Source organism: Streptomyces sp. NPDC031445 (genome assembly GCF_055581365.1).
The window spans coordinates 103,291-119,112 of the sequence record NZ_JBVIJO010000005.1 but is presented as its reverse complement, the minus strand read 5'-3'; the positions used below and the strand labels follow the sequence as shown (position 1 = coordinate 119,112).

At 70.3% G+C, this 15,822-nt stretch carries 15 protein-coding genes; 6 read left to right on the top strand and 9 right to left on the bottom strand.

Translation table 11 applies throughout. The features are described from left to right. Positions 1 to 9: 9 nt before the first annotated feature. The gene (locus ACZ5DC_RS15650; protein WP_468652991.1) at positions 10 to 1,701 is read right to left on the bottom strand and encodes a sodium:solute symporter family protein; all 1,692 of its coding nucleotides are present in this window, start codon (positions 1,699 to 1,701) and stop codon (positions 10 to 12) included. Between the two features lie 194 nt (positions 1,702 to 1,895). On the opposite strand from ACZ5DC_RS15650, the gene galT reads away from it, so the two are divergent. From galT to galK, 3 genes are read left to right on the top strand one after another with little or no spacing between them, the layout of a single operon-like run. Next, positions 1,896 to 2,957, top strand: coding sequence for a galactose-1-phosphate uridylyltransferase (gene galT / locus ACZ5DC_RS15645; RefSeq protein ID WP_468652989.1), 1,062 nt, complete (start codon positions 1,896 to 1,898; stop codon positions 2,955 to 2,957). Next, on the top strand, positions 2,954 to 3,916 hold the full coding sequence (gene galE / locus ACZ5DC_RS15640) for a UDP-glucose 4-epimerase GalE (RefSeq protein WP_468652987.1): 963 nt from the start codon (positions 2,954 to 2,956) through the stop codon (positions 3,914 to 3,916). The genes galT and galE overlap by 4 nt, the downstream gene beginning before the upstream one ends. Next, positions 3,916 to 5,070 carry a galactokinase gene (gene galK / locus ACZ5DC_RS15635; protein ID WP_468652985.1) on the top strand — a complete coding sequence of 385 codons (1,155 nt, stop codon included), beginning with the start codon at positions 3,916 to 3,918 and terminating at the stop codon, positions 5,068 to 5,070. Before galE ends, galK begins: the two co-directional genes overlap by 1 nt. 22 nt (positions 5,071 to 5,092) lie before the next feature. On the opposite strand, the gene ACZ5DC_RS15630 is transcribed toward galK, so the two are convergent. Continuing rightward, on the bottom strand, positions 5,093 to 5,548 hold the full coding sequence (locus ACZ5DC_RS15630) for a GNAT family N-acetyltransferase (RefSeq protein ID WP_468652983.1): 456 nt from the start codon (positions 5,546 to 5,548) through the stop codon (positions 5,093 to 5,095). Positions 5,549 to 5,857: 309 nt separating this feature from the next. Between ACZ5DC_RS15630 and ACZ5DC_RS15625 the strand changes: the two genes are divergently transcribed. Next, positions 5,858 to 6,625, top strand: a complete 768-nt coding sequence (locus tag ACZ5DC_RS15625; protein ID WP_468652981.1) for a LuxR C-terminal-related transcriptional regulator — start codon at positions 5,858 to 5,860, stop codon at positions 6,623 to 6,625. Here the strand turns inward: ACZ5DC_RS15625 and tamR are convergent. Next, positions 6,584 to 7,081 (bottom strand): MarR family transcriptional regulator TamR, encoded by a 498-nt coding sequence (gene tamR / locus ACZ5DC_RS15620; protein WP_014673201.1) that lies wholly within the window; start codon positions 7,079 to 7,081, stop codon positions 6,584 to 6,586. The two genes, ACZ5DC_RS15625 and tamR, sit on opposite strands and share 42 nt — an antisense overlap. Before the next feature lie 88 nt (positions 7,082 to 7,169). Between tamR and ACZ5DC_RS15615 the strand changes: the two genes are divergently transcribed. Continuing rightward, a complete protein-coding gene (locus tag ACZ5DC_RS15615) occupies positions 7,170 to 7,982 on the top strand; it encodes a trans-aconitate 2-methyltransferase (protein ID WP_468652979.1) in 813 nt (270 codons plus the stop codon). Between the two features lie 28 nt (positions 7,983 to 8,010). Here the strand turns inward: ACZ5DC_RS15615 and ACZ5DC_RS15610 are convergent, their stop codons facing one another. Together ACZ5DC_RS15610 and ACZ5DC_RS15605 are read right to left on the bottom strand one after the other, a co-directional pair. Continuing rightward, a complete protein-coding gene (locus ACZ5DC_RS15610) occupies positions 8,011 to 8,688 on the bottom strand; it encodes a TetR/AcrR family transcriptional regulator (protein ID WP_014673198.1) in 678 nt (225 codons plus the stop codon). After that, positions 8,685 to 9,692 (bottom strand): acyl-CoA desaturase, encoded by a 1,008-nt coding sequence (locus ACZ5DC_RS15605; RefSeq protein ID WP_468652977.1) that lies wholly within the window; start codon positions 9,690 to 9,692, stop codon positions 8,685 to 8,687. The genes ACZ5DC_RS15610 and ACZ5DC_RS15605 overlap by 4 nt, the downstream gene beginning before the upstream one ends. A 305-nt stretch (positions 9,693 to 9,997) precedes the next feature. On the opposite strand from ACZ5DC_RS15605, the gene ppc reads away from it, so the two are divergent. Further along, complete coding sequence (gene ppc, locus ACZ5DC_RS15600; protein WP_468652975.1) at positions 9,998 to 12,730, top strand: phosphoenolpyruvate carboxylase; 2,733 nt, start codon at positions 9,998 to 10,000, stop codon at positions 12,728 to 12,730. 69 nt (positions 12,731 to 12,799) lie between these two features. On the opposite strand, the gene ACZ5DC_RS15595 is transcribed toward ppc, so the two are convergent. The 4 genes from ACZ5DC_RS15595 to ACZ5DC_RS15580 form a co-directional block, all read right to left on the bottom strand. After that, positions 12,800 to 13,306, bottom strand: coding sequence for a hypothetical protein (locus tag ACZ5DC_RS15595; protein WP_468653535.1), 507 nt, complete (start codon positions 13,304 to 13,306; stop codon positions 12,800 to 12,802). 52 nt (positions 13,307 to 13,358) lie between these two features. After that, on the bottom strand, positions 13,359 to 13,961 hold the full coding sequence (gene pth, locus ACZ5DC_RS15590; RefSeq protein WP_468652973.1) for an aminoacyl-tRNA hydrolase: 603 nt from the start codon (positions 13,959 to 13,961) through the stop codon (positions 13,359 to 13,361). Positions 13,962 to 14,036: 75 nt separating this feature from the next. Continuing rightward, the gene (locus ACZ5DC_RS15585) at positions 14,037 to 14,630 is read right to left on the bottom strand and encodes a 50S ribosomal protein L25/general stress protein Ctc (RefSeq protein ID WP_468652971.1); all 594 of its coding nucleotides are present in this window, start codon (positions 14,628 to 14,630) and stop codon (positions 14,037 to 14,039) included. Positions 14,631 to 14,837: 207 nt separating this feature from the next. Then, positions 14,838 to 15,818, bottom strand: coding sequence for a ribose-phosphate diphosphokinase (locus tag ACZ5DC_RS15580; protein ID WP_366749678.1), 981 nt, complete (start codon positions 15,816 to 15,818; stop codon positions 14,838 to 14,840). Positions 15,819 to 15,822: the final 4 nt, after the last annotated feature.

The window sequence follows — 15,822 nt, the reverse complement described above, 5'->3', positions numbered from 1 at the left end:
CCTCCCGCGTCAGAACGAGAACGGGATGTAGCAGACGGCGGCCAGCGCGACCGCGCCCCAGCCCAGCAGGGCCGGCTTGCGGTACCACGCGTCGTCGCCCGCGGCGGGCGCTTCGGACATGCCGGGGGTGGCGGTGCCGTAGACCAGGCCCCGCAACTCCTCCGCCGGCTTCGGCCTGGTGAACAGGGACACCGCGGCCATCACCACCGCGCCGGCGACGAAGCCGGCGATGGCGGAGACGAAGTTGGCGCCCTGGTCGGTCGGGAGGGAGATGATGCCCTTCTTGTAGAGGACGAAGTAGTTGACCATCGCGGTCACGGTGCCGGCGAGCAGGCCCCAGAAGCCGGACTTCGCGGACGCCCGCTTCCAGAACATGCCGACGATGAAGACGGCGAACATCGGCACGTTGAAGAAGGAGAACAGCGTCTGGAGGTAGCTCATGATGTTCGAGAACGAGGACGCCAGGAACGCCGTGCCGACGGAGGCGCAGACGCCGATCGCGGTGATCAGCCGGCCGAAGCGGACGTAGTAGCCGTCCTCGCGCCCCCGCACCACGTACTTCGCCCAGATGTCGTTGGTGAACACCGTGTTGAAGGACGACACGTTCGCCGCCATGCCCGCCATGAAGGCCGCCAGCAGACCGGTGACGGCGATGCCGAGCACGCCGTTGGGCAGCAGCTCCTGCATCAGGAAGGGGATCGCGTCGTTGTACTGGTAGCCGGAGCCGGCGGCGCCGAACTTCGGCACGATCGCGGCGGCGACCAGGCCCGGGATCATCACCAGGAAGACGATGAAGATCTTGGGGTAGGCGGCGATGAGCGGTGTGCGCTGAGCCGCCGAGAGGTTCTTCGCCGACAGGGCGCGCTGCACCTCGGCGAAGTTGGTGGTCCAGTAGCCGAAGGAGAGCACGAAACCGAGGCCGAGGACGATGGTCAGCCAGTTCGCGCCGAGCGGGTTGGCGTGCCCGATGCCGGTGCCGCCCCAGGCGGTGGTGAAGTCGGCGCCGTGGGCCGCGGTCAGCTTGTCGGTCAGGCCGCCCCAGCCGCCGACCTTCTTCAGGCCGAGGATGGTGATCGGGATGAGCGCGGCCAGGATCACGAAGAACTGGAGGACCTCGTTGTAGATCGCCGAGGACAGGCCGCCCAGGGTGATGTACGCGAGGACGAACGCGCCGGCGACGACGATGGCGACCCACTGCGGCCAGCCGAGCAGGGCCTGGACGACGATCGCGAGGGCGTAGAGGTTGACGCCCGCGATCAGGATGGCGGCGAACGCGAACAGGACCGACGCGAGCAGGTGGGCGCCGCGGTCGAAGCGCAGCAGCAGGAACTCGGGGACCGAGCGGACCTTGCTGCCGTAGTAGAAGGGCATCATCACCAGGCCGAGGAAGACCATGGCGGGGATGGCGCCGATCCAGTACCAGTGGACGGTGTAGGCGCCGTACTGGGCGCTGTTCGCGGCCATGCCGAGGATCTCGGTGGCCGCCAGGTTCGCCGAGATGAAGGCGAGGCCGGTGATCCAGGCGGGCAGCGAGCGTCCGGAGAGGAAGAAGTCGAGGCTCGTCTTGACCGAGCGGCGGGCCGCGAAGCCGATGCCCAGGACGACGACGAAGTAGATCGCCAGGATCGTGTAGTCCAGCCAGTTGGTGGGGAGCCGTAGCTCCGCCGCCAGGTAGGTGGGGGCGTATGTGGGGGTTTGCATGAGAACTCGCTTCGTTGCGCGAACTGATCCAGAGCGGAACCTACGCCGCCGTGTTCGATATTTGAACACTCCGACTGGTGTTCTTTGTTTGATTGTGATCGACCGAGGAGTTGTGGAGTTGTGGTCTGTTATGTTTGTTTGTGTTGAGTGATTGGGTGCGGACACACCCGTAGGGCCCGAACAAGGAGTCCGGCGTGAAGAAGACCTCGACCCGGCTGGCCGACGGTCGTGAGCTGATCTACTACGACCTGCGGGACGACACCGTGCGCGACGCGGTCGACCGGCGCCCGCTGGACCGTACGGTCACCACGTCCGAGATCCGCCGCGACCCGCTGCTCGGCGACGCGGTCGCCGTGGCCTCGCACCGCCAGGGCCGCACCTACCACCCTCCCGCCGACGAGTGCCCCCTGTGCCCCACCCGCGGCGACCGGCTCAGCGAGATCCCGGACTCCTCGTACGACGTCGTCGTCTTCGAGAACCGGTTCCCCTCCCTCGCCGGTGACTCCGGCCGCTGCGAGGTCGTCTGCTTCACCTCCGACCACGACGCCTCCTTCGCGGACCTGAGCGTCGAGCAGGCGCGGCTGGTGCTGGACGCGTGGACGGACCGCACGTCGGAGCTGTCGCATCTGCCCTCCGTCGAGCAGGTGTTCTGCTTCGAGAACCGCGGCGCCGAGATCGGCGTGACCCTCGGTCACCCGCACGGGCAGATCTACGCCTACCCCTTCACCACCCCGCGCACCGCGCTGATGCTCCGCTCCCTCGCCGCCCACAAGGAGGCCACCGGCGGGGAGAACCTGTTCGACGCGGTCCTGGAACGGGAACTCGCCGGCGAGCGGGTCGTCCTCGAGGGTGAACATTGGGCGGCCTTCGTGCCGTACGCGGCGCACTGGCCGTACGAGGTCCACCTCTACCCCAGGCGCCGCGTGCCCGACCTGCTCGCGCTCGACGAGGCCGCCCGCACAGAATTCCCCCAGGTCTATCTGGAACTCTTGAGGCGCTTCGACCGGATCTTCGGCGAGGGTGAGCCCGCGACGCCGTACATCTCGGCCTGGCACCAGGCCCCGTTCGGCGCGCTGGAGGAGTTCGACGGTGTCACGCGCGACGACTTCGCGCTGCACCTCGAGCTTTTCACCATCCGCCGTACTTCCGGCAAGCTGAAGTTCCTCGCGGGTTCCGAGTCCGGCATGAGCGTGTTCATCAACGACGTGCCGCCGGAGCGCGCGGCCGAGCGACTGCGAGAGGTAGCGAGTTCATGAAGTACCTGGTGACGGGTGGCGCGGGATACGTCGGCAGTGTCGTGGCCCAGCACCTGCTGGAGGCCGGCCACGAGGTCACCGTCCTCGACAACCTCTCCACCGGCTTCCGCGAGGGCGTCCCGGCCGGCGCGGCCTTCGTCGAGGGCGACATCCGCGACGCCGCCAAGTGGCTCGACCCGTCCTTCGACGGCGTGCTGCACTTCGCCGCGTTCTCGCAGGTCGGCGAGTCGGTGGTGAAGCCGGAGAAGTACTGGGACAACAACGTCGGCGGCAGCATGGCCCTGCTCGCCGCGATGCGCGAGGCCGGCGTCCGCAAGCTGGTCTTCTCCTCCACCGCCGCCACCTACGGCGAGCCGGAGCAGACCCCGATCCAGGAGACCGCGCCGACGCGGCCCACCAGCCCCTACGGCGCCTCCAAGCTCGCCGTCGACCACATGATCACCGGCGAGGCGCACGCGCACGGCCTGGCGGCGGTCTCCCTGCGCTACTTCAACGTGGCGGGCGCGTACGGCGCGTACGGCGAGCGGCACGACCCCGAGTCGCACCTGATCCCGCTGGTCCTCCAGGTCGCCCAGGGCCGCCGTGACGCGATCTCGGTCTTCGGCGACGACTACCCGACCCCCGACGGCACCTGCGTCCGCGACTACATCCACGTCGCCGACCTGGCCGAGGCCCACCTGCTGGCCGTCCGCGCCGCCACCCCGGGCGAGCACCTGATCTGCAACCTCGGCAACGGCAACGGCTTCTCCGTCCGCCAGGTCATCGAGACCGTCCGCGAGGTCACCGGCCACCCGATCCCCGAGGTGGTGGCCCCGCGCCGGGGCGGCGACCCGGCCGTCCTGGTCGCCTCCGCGGACACCGCCCGCGAGAAACTGGGCTGGAACCCGACCCGCGCGGATCTCGCGGGCATCGTCGCGGACGCGTGGCAGTTCGCGCAGGACATCTCGAAGGAGCACTAGTGGGTGCAGAGCAGGTCGCGGAGCGCTTCGCCGAGCTGTACGGGGCCGGACCGCAGGGCGTGTGGGCGGCGCCCGGCCGGGTCAACCTGATCGGTGAGCACACCGACTACAACGACGGCTTCGTCATGCCGTTCGCGCTGCCGCACCAGGCGGTCGCCGCGGTCTCCCGCCGCGACGACGGCGTCCTGCGCCTGCACTCGGAGGACGTCGAGGGCGGGGTCGTGGAGCTGCGGCTGGACGCCCTCGCCCCGGGGACCGACCAGGCGTGGACGGCGTACCCGGCGGGCGTGGTGTGGGCGCTGCGCGAGGCGGGTCACGAGGTGACCGGCGCCGACGTCCACCTGTCCTCCACGGTCCCGACGGGCGCGGGCCTGTCCTCGTCGGCCGCGCTGGAGGTCGTGATCGCCCTGGCCCTGAACGACCTGTACGACCTGGGCCTGCAGCGCTGGCGGCTGGCCCGCCTGTGCCAGCGGGCCGAGAACGTCTACGTCGGCGCGCCGACCGGGATCATGGACCAGACGGCGTCGGCCTGCTGCGAGCAGGGCCACGCGCTGTTCCTGGACACCCGTGACCTGTCCCAGCAGCAGATCCCCTTCGACCTCGTGGCCGGGGGCCTGCGCCTGCTGGTGGTCGACACCCAGGTCAAGCACGCCCACAGCGGCGGCGAGTACGGCAAGCGCCGGGCCGGCTGCGAGAAGGGCGCGGCCCTGCTCGGCGTCGACGCCCTGCGGGACATCCCCTACGACGGCCTGGACGCCGCCCTCGCCCGGCTCGGCGACGAGGAGGAGGTCGTCCGCCTGGTCCGCCACGTCGTCACGGAGGACGAGCGGGTGGAACGCACCGTCGCCCTCCTGCGCGCCGGCGACACCCGCGCCATCGGCCCGGTCCTCACCGAGGGCCACGCCTCCCTGCGCGACGACTTCCGCATCTCCTGCCCGGAGCTGGACCTGGTCGTCGACACGGCCCTCGCCACCGGCGCCCTGGGCGCCCGCATGACCGGCGGCGGCTTCGGCGGCTCGGCGATCGTCCTGGCGGAGGCGACCGACGTCGGCACCCTGACCAAGGCGATCGAAGAGGCGTTCGCCACGGCGGACTTCACGGCTCCCCGAGTCTTCGAAGCGATCCCCTCGCCGGGGGCCCGGCGACTCGTCTGAGTCCCCGTCAGCCGAGCACTCGTCAGCCCAGTCGCTTCGTCAGTGTGTACTCCGTGATCCCCGGCGGGTAGTCGGGGATCACGCACACCACCTCGTAGCCCTGTTTCCGGTAGAAGTCCGGGGCCTGGAAGTTCCAGGTCTCCAGGCGGGACGCCGTGCAGCCGCGGTCGGTCGCGGCGATGCGTTCCGCCTCCGCCAGCAGGCGGGTGCCGAGGCCCGCGCCGCGGTGTGCGGTGTCCACCCAGAGATAGGTGACGTGCAGCCAGGTCGTCCAGGTGTGGCCGACCAGGCCGCCCGCCAGGCCGCCCGCGGTGTCCAGGGCCCACAGGTGGAGGGGCGTCTCGCGTTCGCCGGGCGTGCCGCGCAGCGCGGCCAGGACCGGGGACGCCGCCGTGTTGGTCTCCCGCAGCCGTGCACGGAGCAGATCACGTCGCTCTTTGTCGACTTCCGCCTCAATACGAAACATGCGGCACACCATAAACGCGCCGGACGGCCAGTTCTGCAATTCGCCTTCCGCTGCGTGCTGCCATCCGTACTCTGTGGAGCAGCACCGGTGGGGGCCGGTGCCGCTCAGGGGGCGAGACAGGCGGGTACGGCGCCCGCGGTGGGGGTAACAGTGTCCGCAACGGCGGCGGCCGTGCGGCGCACGTCCCCTGTCCGCGGGTGCCGTACCCGCGCCGGTCGTCGCTTTCCGGATCCATTCCGGGCTTTCCGGACCCACCAATTCCACAGCTTTCCGGACCTTGGGTATCCCCTGCTCCACGCGGAGTCTGGGGAAGGGGGTTACGTGGTTCGCATCCGAGTCCTGGTCGTGGACGACCACCGCATCTTCGCCGAGTCGCTCGCCGCCGCCCTGGCCGCCGAGCCCGACGTCGACGTCTCCGCCGCCGGCAGCGGCCCGGCCGCGCTGCGCTGCCTGGAGCGCGCGGCCGGCGAGGGCCGGCGCTACGACGTCCTGCTGGTCGACGCCGACCTGGGCGGCCGGCTGCCCGGCGCCCGCCCGGCCGTGCCGGTGCAGGCGGGCGACGAGGAGGGCCTGGTCGACGGGATCTCGCTCGTCACCGGGGTCCGGGCCGCCCACCCCGCCGTACGGATCGTCGTCCTCGCCGAGAAGGACGACCCGCGCCGCGCCGCCCTCGCGCTCCAGGCCGGGGCGTCCGGCTGGGTCGCCAAGGACTGCTCGCTGTCCCGGCTGCTGACGGTGATCCGGGGGGTGCTGCGCGACGAGACGCATCTGCCGCCCGCGCTGCTCACCGGTGTGCTGAAGGAGCTGACGGCGGCGCGCAAGCACCGCACCGAGAGCGAGCGGCTGGTGGAGTCCCTCACCCCGCGCGAGCGGGAGGTGCTGCGCTGCATGGTCGCGGGGCTCGGCCGCAAGGCCGTCGCCGAGCGGCTGTTCCTCTCCCCGCACACCGTCCGCACCCACATGCAGAACGTCCTCGGCAAGCTGGGCGTCCACTCCACGCTGGCCGCCGTCGCGCTGGCCCGGCGGGCCGGAGTGGGACCGGTGGACCTAACCGGGGATGTTGTCGAACGGGGCGGTCAGCTGGCGTAGCAGGCCGGCCAGTTCGGCGCGCTGGGCGCGGGACAGCTCGGCGAGGATCGCCCGCTCCTGCTCCAGCAGGCCCGCCAGCGCCTGGTCCGCGCGGTCGCGGCCCTCGTCGGTCAGCCGGACCAGCACGCCCCGCCGGTCGCTGGGGTCGGGCAGCCGCTCGACCAGGCCCTTCTTCGCCAGCCGGTCGATGCGGTTGGTCATCGTGCCCGAGGTGACCAGCGTCTGGGTGAGCAGCTGGCCGGGCGAGAGCTGGTACGGCGTGCCCGCGCGCCGCAGCGCGGTCAGCACGTCGAACTCCCAGGGCTCCAGCTGGTGCTCGGCGAAGGCGAGCCGGCGGGCGCGGTCGAGGTGCCGGGCGAGTCGGCTCACCCGGCTGAGCACTTCCAGCGGCTCCACGTCGAGGTCCGGACGCTCCCGGCGCCACGCTGCGACCAGCCGATCGACCTCGTCCTCCATGGAGATCAGTGTAGTGGTTGTGTCGACGTGAAGTCTCTTGATGTCGAGTGTCTTGACATCGAGAGAAGTGAGCGGGGACAGTGGTGCCATGACGACGCCGAGCTGGGACCCCGCCCAGTACCTCCGCCACGCCGGGCACCGGACCCGGCCCTTCGCCGACCTCCTCGCCCGCGTCCCGAGCCTGCCCGGCGACCCGCCCCGCATCGCCGACCTCGGCTGCGGCCCCGGCAACGTCACCGCCCTGCTCGCCGACCGCTGGCCCACCGCCCGCATCACCGGCTACGACAACTCGCCGGAGATGCTCGACAAGGCCCACGTCGACCACGAGGGGCCCACGGCCGGGGGCGGCCGGCTCGACTTCGCCCACGCCGACGTGCGGACCTGGACGCCCACGGAGCCGTACGACCTGATCGTCTCCAACGCCACCCTCCAGTGGGTGCCGGGCCACGCCGACCGCTTCGCCGACTGGATCGCCGCCCTGCGCCCCGGCGGCACCCTCGCCTTCCAGGTCCCGGACAACATCGACGCCCCGCTGCACGCCCTGATGCGCGAGCTGGCCGGCACCCCCCGCTGGCGGGGCCGCCTCGCCGGCCTGCCGCGCCGCACAGACTCCGTGCACGCCCCCGGCGCCTACCTGGACCGCCTGGCGCGCCTCGGCTGCACGGCCGACGTCTGGCAGACGACGTACTTCCACATCCTGCGGGGCGACGACCCGGTCCTGGACTGGGTCAAGGGCACCGGCCTGCGGCCCGCCCTGACCGCCCTCGCCGACGACCCCGAGGCACGCGAGGCGTTCCTGACCGAGTACCGGGACCTGCTGCGGGAGGCCTACCCGAGCGCGCCGTACGGCACGGTACTGCCGTTCCGCCGGCTGTTCGCCGTGGCCGTGAAGGACGCCTGAGCGCGGCGGAAGAGGCCGGCGCGGTCGCTCAGCTCTTGCGGTGACCGATCAGGCGCGGCTTCTGCTCCAGCCCGTCCAGACCGTGCCACGCCAGGTTCACCAGGTGGGCCGCCACCTCCGCCTTCTTCGGACGGCGCACGTCCAGCCACCACTGGCCGGTCAGCGCGACCATGCCGACCAGCGCCTGGGCGTACAGCGGGGCGAGCTTGGGGTCGAAGCCGCGCGACTTGAACTCGCGGCCCAGGATGTCCTCCACCTGGGTGGCGATGTCCGAGATGAGGGACGCGAAGGAACCCGTCGACTGGGGGATCGGGGAGTCGCGGACCAGGATGCGGAAACCGTCCGTGTACTCCTCGATGTAGTCCAGGAGCGCGAACGCCGCCTGCTCGCACAGCTCACGCGGGTGGCCGGCCGTCAGCGAGCTGGTGACCATGTCCAGCAGGCGCCGCATCTCGCGGTCCACGACCACCGCGTACAGCCCCTCCTTGCCGCCGAAGTGCTCGTACACCACCGGCTTGGACACCCCGGCCTTCGCCGCGATCTCCTCCACCGACGTGCCCTCGAAACCCTTGGCGGCGAAGAGGGTGCGACCGATCTCCAGCAACTGCTGGCGGCGCTCGGCACCGGTCATACGGGTCCGGCGGGTCCGCCGCTGCTTGTCGTTGCCTGAGGTGCTGCTGGAGTCGGTCGCCACGGCGTCAATCATGCCGCCTCGGCCGTCTCCCTCCCGCGCGGGGAGCCGCCTTCCCCGGTGTGACGGCGCGAATCGATACGCGAGCGTGACGGCCAGCGCACGTCGTACGCCCAGCCCAGCAGCTCGAACCACCGGATGAACCGGGCCGAGGAGTCGATCTGGCCGCGCATCACACCGTGCCGCGCCGACGTCGGGTCCGCGTGGTGCAGGTTGTGCCAGGACTCGCCGCAGGACAGCACCGCCAGCCACCACACGTTGCCCGAACGGTCCCGCGACCTGAACGGCCGCTTGCCGACCGCGTGGCAGATGGAGTTGATCGACCAGGTCACGTGGTGCAGCAGCGCCACCCGGACGAGTGAACCCCAGAAGAACGCGGTGAACGCGCCCCACCAGGACATCGTCACCAGACCGCCGATCAGCGGCGGCAGCAGCAGCGACACGGCCGTCCACAGGACGAACAGACGGGAGACCGTCCGGATCGCCGGGTCCTTGATCAGATCCGGCGCGTACTTGTCCTGCGGCGTCTGCTCCTCGTCGAACATCCAGCCGATGTGCGCCCACCACAGGCCCTTCATCAGCGCCGGAACCGTCTCGCCGAACCGCCACGGGGAATGGGGATCGCCCTCCGCGTCGGAGAACCTGTGATGCTTGCGGTGATCGGCCACCCAGCGCACCAGCGGCCCCTCGACCGCCAGCGACCCCATGATCGCGAGCGCGATCCGCAGCGGCCGCTTCGCCTTGAACGAACCGTGGGTGAAGTACCGGTGGAAACCGATCGTGATGCCGTGGCACCCCAGGAAGTAGAAGAAGACCAGCAGGCCCATGTCGAGCCAGCTCACCCCCCATCCCCAGGCCAGCGGCACGGCCGCCACCAGCGCCAGGAACGGCACGGTGATGAACAGGAGCAGCGTGATCTGCTCGATCGAACGCTTCTGCTCGCCGCCCAGCGTGGCGGAGGAAGGGGGTGTGTCGGTGGCCTTACGGGCTTCTTCGATCACATCGGAACTTGAGGTCATGCGCGTCCCCTGTGGGGTCGATGGTCGAGGCAGATGCCGGGTACCCGGGACCGGACGGGCACTCCGCGGTGCTTCCCTACGGTTCCGTAACCTACGGCATCGTAAGTATGGCAGCGTGTCGCGCGGCGGCAAGAGCCCCAGACCCTGCGCGTCCACATGGCCACCTATCCTTGGACTCGGTCGGACAGCGCGGTCCGCTGAAGTTTCCTTCCCGGACCCTCCGGCCCGTATGCGGCACCCGCCGTGTGTGGCAGCCGGCCGGGTTCCCTCCCAGACGAGCTTCAACACTGCAAGGAGCCGCACCTGTGAGCAGTGCCGACGACCAGACCACCACGACCAGCAGCGAGCTGCGCGCCGACATCCGCCGGCTGGGTGATCTCCTGGGGGAGACCCTCGTCCGGCAGGAAGGCCCCGAACTCCTGGAACTGGTCGAGAAGGTCCGCCGCCTCACCCGCGAAGACGGTGACGCCGCCGCCGAGCTGCTGCGCGGCACCGAACTGGAGACCGCGGCCAAGCTGGTCCGCGCCTTCTCCACCTACTTCCACCTCGCCAACATCACCGAACAGGTGCACCGCGGCCGGGAACTGCGCGCCCGGCGCGCCGCCGAGGGCGGTCTGCTCGCCCGCACGGCCGACCGGCTCAAGGACGCCGACCCCGAGCACCTGCGGCAGACCGTCCAGAACCTCAACGTCCGCCCGGTCTTCACCGCGCACCCCACCGAGGCCGCGCGCCGCTCCGTCCTCAACAAGCTCCGGCGCATCGCCGCGCTCCTGGACACCCCCGTCCTCGAATCCGACCGCCGCCGCCACGACGTCCGCCTCGCCGAGAACATCGACCTCGTCTGGCAGACCGACGAGCTGCGCGTCGTACGCCCCGAACCCGCGGACGAGGCCCGCAACGCGATCTACTACCTGGACGAACTGCACGCCGACGCCGTCGGAGACGTCCTGGAGGACCTGACCGCCGAACTGGAACGCGTCGGCGTCAAGCTCCCCGACGACACCCGCCCCCTCACCTTCGGCACCTGGATCGGCGGCGACCGCGACGGCAACCCCAACGTCACCCCCCAGGTCACCTGGGACGTCCTCATCCTCCAGCACGAACACGGCATCAACGACGCCCTGGAGATGATCGACGAGCTGCGCGGACTGCTCTCCAACTCCATCCGCTACACCGGCGCCACCGAGGAACTCCTCGACTCCCTCAAGACCGACCTGGAACTGCTCCCCGAGATCAGCCCCCGCTACAAGCGCCTCAACGCCGAGGAGCCCTACCGGCTCAAGGCCACCTGCGTCCGGCAGAAGCTGGAGAACACCAAGCAGCGCCTCGCCAAGGGCACCCCGCACGAGGAGGGCCGCGACTACCTCGGCACCGGCGAACTGCTCGACGACCTGCGCATCATCCAGGCCTCCCTGCGCGAACACCGCGGCGGCCTCTTCGCCGACGGCCGCCTCGCCCGCACCATCCGCACCCTCGCCGCCTTCGGCCTCCAGCTCGCCACCATGGACGTCCGCGAACACGCCGACGCCCACCACCACGCCCTCGGCCAGCTCTTCGACCGGCTCGGCGAGGAGTCCTGGTGCTACGCCGACATGCCCCGCGAGTACCGGGCCAAGCTCCTCGCCAAGGAACTGCGCTCCAGAAGGCCGCTCGCGCCCACCCCGGCCCCCGTCGACGCCGCCGCGCAGAAGACCCTCGGCGTCTTCCAGACCGTCAAGCGCGCCCTGGAGGTCTTCGGCCCCGAGGTCGTCGAGTCCTACATCATCTCCATGTGCCAGGGCGCCGACGACGTCTTCGCCGCCGCCGTCCTCGCCCGCGAGGCCGGCCTGCTCGACCTGCACGCCGGCTGGGCCAAGATCGGCATCGTGCCCCTCCTGGAGACCACCGACGAGCTCAAGGCCGCCGACACCATCCTGGAGGACATGCTCTCCGACCCGTCCTACCGGCGCCTGGTCGCGCTGCGCGGCGACGTCCAGGAGGTCATGCTCGGCTACTCCGACTCCTCCAAGTTCGGCGGCATCACCACCAGCCAGTGGGAGATCCACCGCGCCCAGCGCCGGCTGCGCGACGTCGCCCACCGCTACGGCGTACGCCTGCGCCTCTTCCACGGCCGCGGCGGCACCGTCGGCCGCGGCGGCGGCCCCTCCCACGACGCCATCCTCGCCCAGCCCTGGGGCACCCTGGAGGGCGAGATCAAGGTCACCGAGCAGGGCGAGGTCATCTCCGACAAGTACCTCATCCCCTCCCTCGCCCGGGAGAACCTGGAACTGACCGTCGCGGCCACCCTCCAGGCCTCCGCCCTGCACACCGCACCCCGCCAGTCCGACGAGGCCCTCGCCCGCTGGGACGCGGCCATGGACGTCGTCTCCGACGCCGCCCACGCCGCCTACCGCCGCCTGGTCGAGGACCCCGACCTGCCGACGTACTTCCTCGCCTCCACGCCCGTCGACCAGCTCGCCGAGCTGCACCTGGGCTCGCGGCCCTCCCGCCGCCCCGGCTCGGGCGTCTCGCTCGACGGCCTGCGCGCCATCCCGTGGGTGTTCGGCTGGACCCAGTCCCGGCAGATCGTGCCCGGCTGGTTCGGCGTCGGCTCCGGCCTCAAGGCACTGCGGGAAACCGGCCTGGACACCGTGCTCGGCGAGATGCACGAACAATGGCACTTCTTCCGCAACTTCATCTCCAACGTCGAGATGACCCTCGCCAAGACGGACCTGCGGATCGCCCAGCACTACGTCGACACCCTCGTCCCCGACGAACTCAAGCACGTCTTCGACACCATCAAGGCCGAACACGAGCTGACCGTCAGCGAAGTCCTGCGCATCACCGGCGAGCAGGAACTCCTGGACGCCCAGCCGGTCCTCAAGCAGACCTTCGCCATCCGCGACGCCTACCTGGACCCCATCTCCTACCTCCAGGTCACCCTGCTCAAGCGGCAGCGCGACGCCGTCGCGGCCGGCACCGACCCCGACCCGCTGCTCTCCCGCGCCCTGCTCCTCACCGTCAACGGCGTGGCGGCGGGCCTGCGCAACACCGGCTGACCCGCCGGAAAAAAAAGGGGGTGCCCCGAGGCCGTACGACCCCGGGGGCACCCCCTTCCCCGCTCACTCTCACTGCAACGCCACGAACGCCGCCGTCAGCAGCACCGCACCGGACAACCCCAGCACCCAGGCCACCCGGGCCAGCCGCATCCCGCCCGCCACCACCACCGAGGCCAGCAGCAGCGCCCCGCCCATCGGCACCCACGCGTACAGGATGCCCGCCGGACCCGACCGCACCGCCTCCGCGGTACCGGGCTTCAGCACCACGGAGTACGTCGCCCCCGTGCGCACCGCCACCGACTTCCCGATCTCCACACGCGCGCGTGGCCGCGCCCCCGCCGACGACGGCACGAACGGCCCCGTACAGGTGTCCCCGGCACACCGCGTCACCGTCACCGAGCCGGACTCACGCCCCTTCGCCAGCATCACGTGCTGGGCGGTCCCCCAGGACCCCCGCACCCCGGCGAACACGATCAGCGCGGCGAGCGCACCCATCGCCGCCACCCGTCCGAACCGCAACGCGGACACGGACGCCTGACGAGCGGTACTGGCTGAGGCAGGCATGGCCGGGATCATTGGCCATACCCCCACGGCCGGTCAACTCCCCGCGGGGCCAAGCCCGGACAAGTCAGGAGTTGTACGCGCTCTGCGCCCGCTCCAGCCCCTCCTCCACCAGACACTCCACCGCGTCCGCCGCACGGTCCACGAACCAGTCCAGCTCCTTGCGCTCCGCCGACGAGAAGTCCTTCAGCACGAAATCCGCCACCTGCATCCGGCCCGGCGGCCGGCCGATCCCGCACCGCACCCGGTGATACTCCGGCCCCATCGCCTTCGTCATCGACTTCAGACCGTTGTGCCCGTTGTCACCGCCGCCGAGCTTCAGCCGCAGCGTCGCGTAGTCGATGTCCAGCTCGTCATGGACCGCGACGATGTTCCCCACCGGAACCTTGTAGAAGTCCCGCAGCGCGTTCACCGGACCACCGGACAGGTTCATGTACGACATCGGCTTCGCCAGCACCACCCGACGGCTCCCCGGCCCCGCCGGACCGATCCGCCCCTCCAGCACCTGCGCCTGCGCCTTGCCCGCCCGCTTGAACTTCCCCCCGATCCGCTCCGCGAGCAGGTCGGCCACCATGAAACCGATGTTGTGCCGGTTCATGGCGTACTCCGGCCCGGGATTGCCGAGCCCGACGATCAGCCAGGGATCACTGGCGGCGGTGGTCACGTCCATGTCTCCTTGATACGCGCCAGCCGCCGCCCCCGGCGAGGGAGGCGGCGGCTGAACAGATGATGACGACGGCGAGGATCAGGCCTCGGCCGCCTCCTCGCCCTCGGCGCCCTCGCCCTCGGTCTCCTCGGCCTGGGCGGCCAGGACCTGCAGGACGACCGTGTCCTCCTCGACGGCCAGCGTGGTGCCGGAGGGGAGGGGGATGTCCTTGGCGAGGATGGAGGCACCGGCCTCCAGGCCCTCGACGGAGACGGTGACCGACTCGGGGATGTGCGTGGCCTCGGTCTCCACCGGCAGCGCGTTCAGAACGTGCTCCAGCAGGTTGCCGCCCGGCGCCAGCTCGCCCTCGGTGTGGACGAAGATCTCGACCGTGACCTTCTCGCCCCGCTTGACCAGCTGGAGGTCGACGTGCTCAAGGAAGCCCTTCAGCGGGTCGCGCTGCACGGCCTTCGGGATCGCCAGCTCGTTGGTCTTGCCGTCGATGTCCAGGGAGATCAGGACGTTCGGCGTACGCAGCGCCAGCAGCAGGTCGTGGCCCGGCAGGGTCAGGTGCACCGGGTCGGAGCCGTGGCCGTACAGAACGACCGGCACCTTGTTGTCACGGCGGATGCGGCGGGCCGCACCCTTGCCGAACTCGGTGCGGGTCTCGGCGCTGAGCTTCACCTCGGACATATGGATCACTCCTCGTAGAAAATCGGAACGGACGTGGTCACCCGGCCACGAACGGCCTGCTACGAAGAGCGCGTCGATAACGGACCGCCGTACACGAGTACGGCCTCCCTCGCCGAGCAACTGCAGCAGTCTACTCGGAGGGGGAGGCCGTACCCAAAACGATCACCTACGGGTGCGCACGGGCGTGCGGAACTGAGCGCAGAAACCTCACTGCTCGTCGAAGAGGCTGGTCACCGAGCCGTCCTCGAACACCTCACGCACCGCACTCGCGATCGTCGGAGCGATCGACAGCACCTTGATCTTGTCCAGATCCGCCGCCAGCTCACCCGGCGTCGGCAGCGTGTTCGTGAACACGAACTCACTCACCCGCGAGTTCTTCAGCCGATCGGCCGCCGGACCCGACAGCACACCATGCGTCGCCGTCACGATGACATCCTCCGCACCATGCGCGAACAACGCGTCCGCGGCCGCGCAGATCGTGCCACCCGTGTCGATCATGTCGTCCACCAGGACACACACACGACCCTCGACCTCACCCACGACCTCGTGGACGGTCACCTGGTTCGCCACGTCCTTGTCACGCCGCTTGTGCACGATCGCCAGCGGCGCACCGAGCCGGTCACACCACCGGTCCGCCACCCGCACCCGGCCCGCGTCCGGCGACACCACCGTCAGCTTGTCCCGGTCCACCTTCGCACCCACGTAGTCCGCCAGCAGCGGCAGCGCGAACAAGTGATCCACCGGACCGTCGAAGAAACCCTGGATCTGATCCGTGTGCAGATCCACGGTCAGGATGCGGTCCGCACCCGCCGTCTTCATCAGATCCGCGATCAGACGCGCCGAGATCGGTTCACGACCCCGGTGCTTCTTGTCCTGCCGCGCGTAACCGTAGAACGGCACGATCACGGTGATCGACCGCGCCGAAGCACGCTTCAACGCGTCGATCATGATGAGCTGCTCCATGATCCACTTGTTGATCGGAGCCGTGTGGCTCTGGATCAGAAAACAGTCCGCACCACGAGCCGACTCCTGGTAACGGACGTAGATCTCACCATTCGCGAAGTCGAAGGCCTTCGTCGGGACGACCCCGACACCCAGCTGCTGGGCGACCTCCTCGGCAAGCTCGGGGTGGGCGCGGCCGGAGAAGAACATCATCTTCTTCTCGCCGGTCGTCTTGATCCCGGTCACAGCA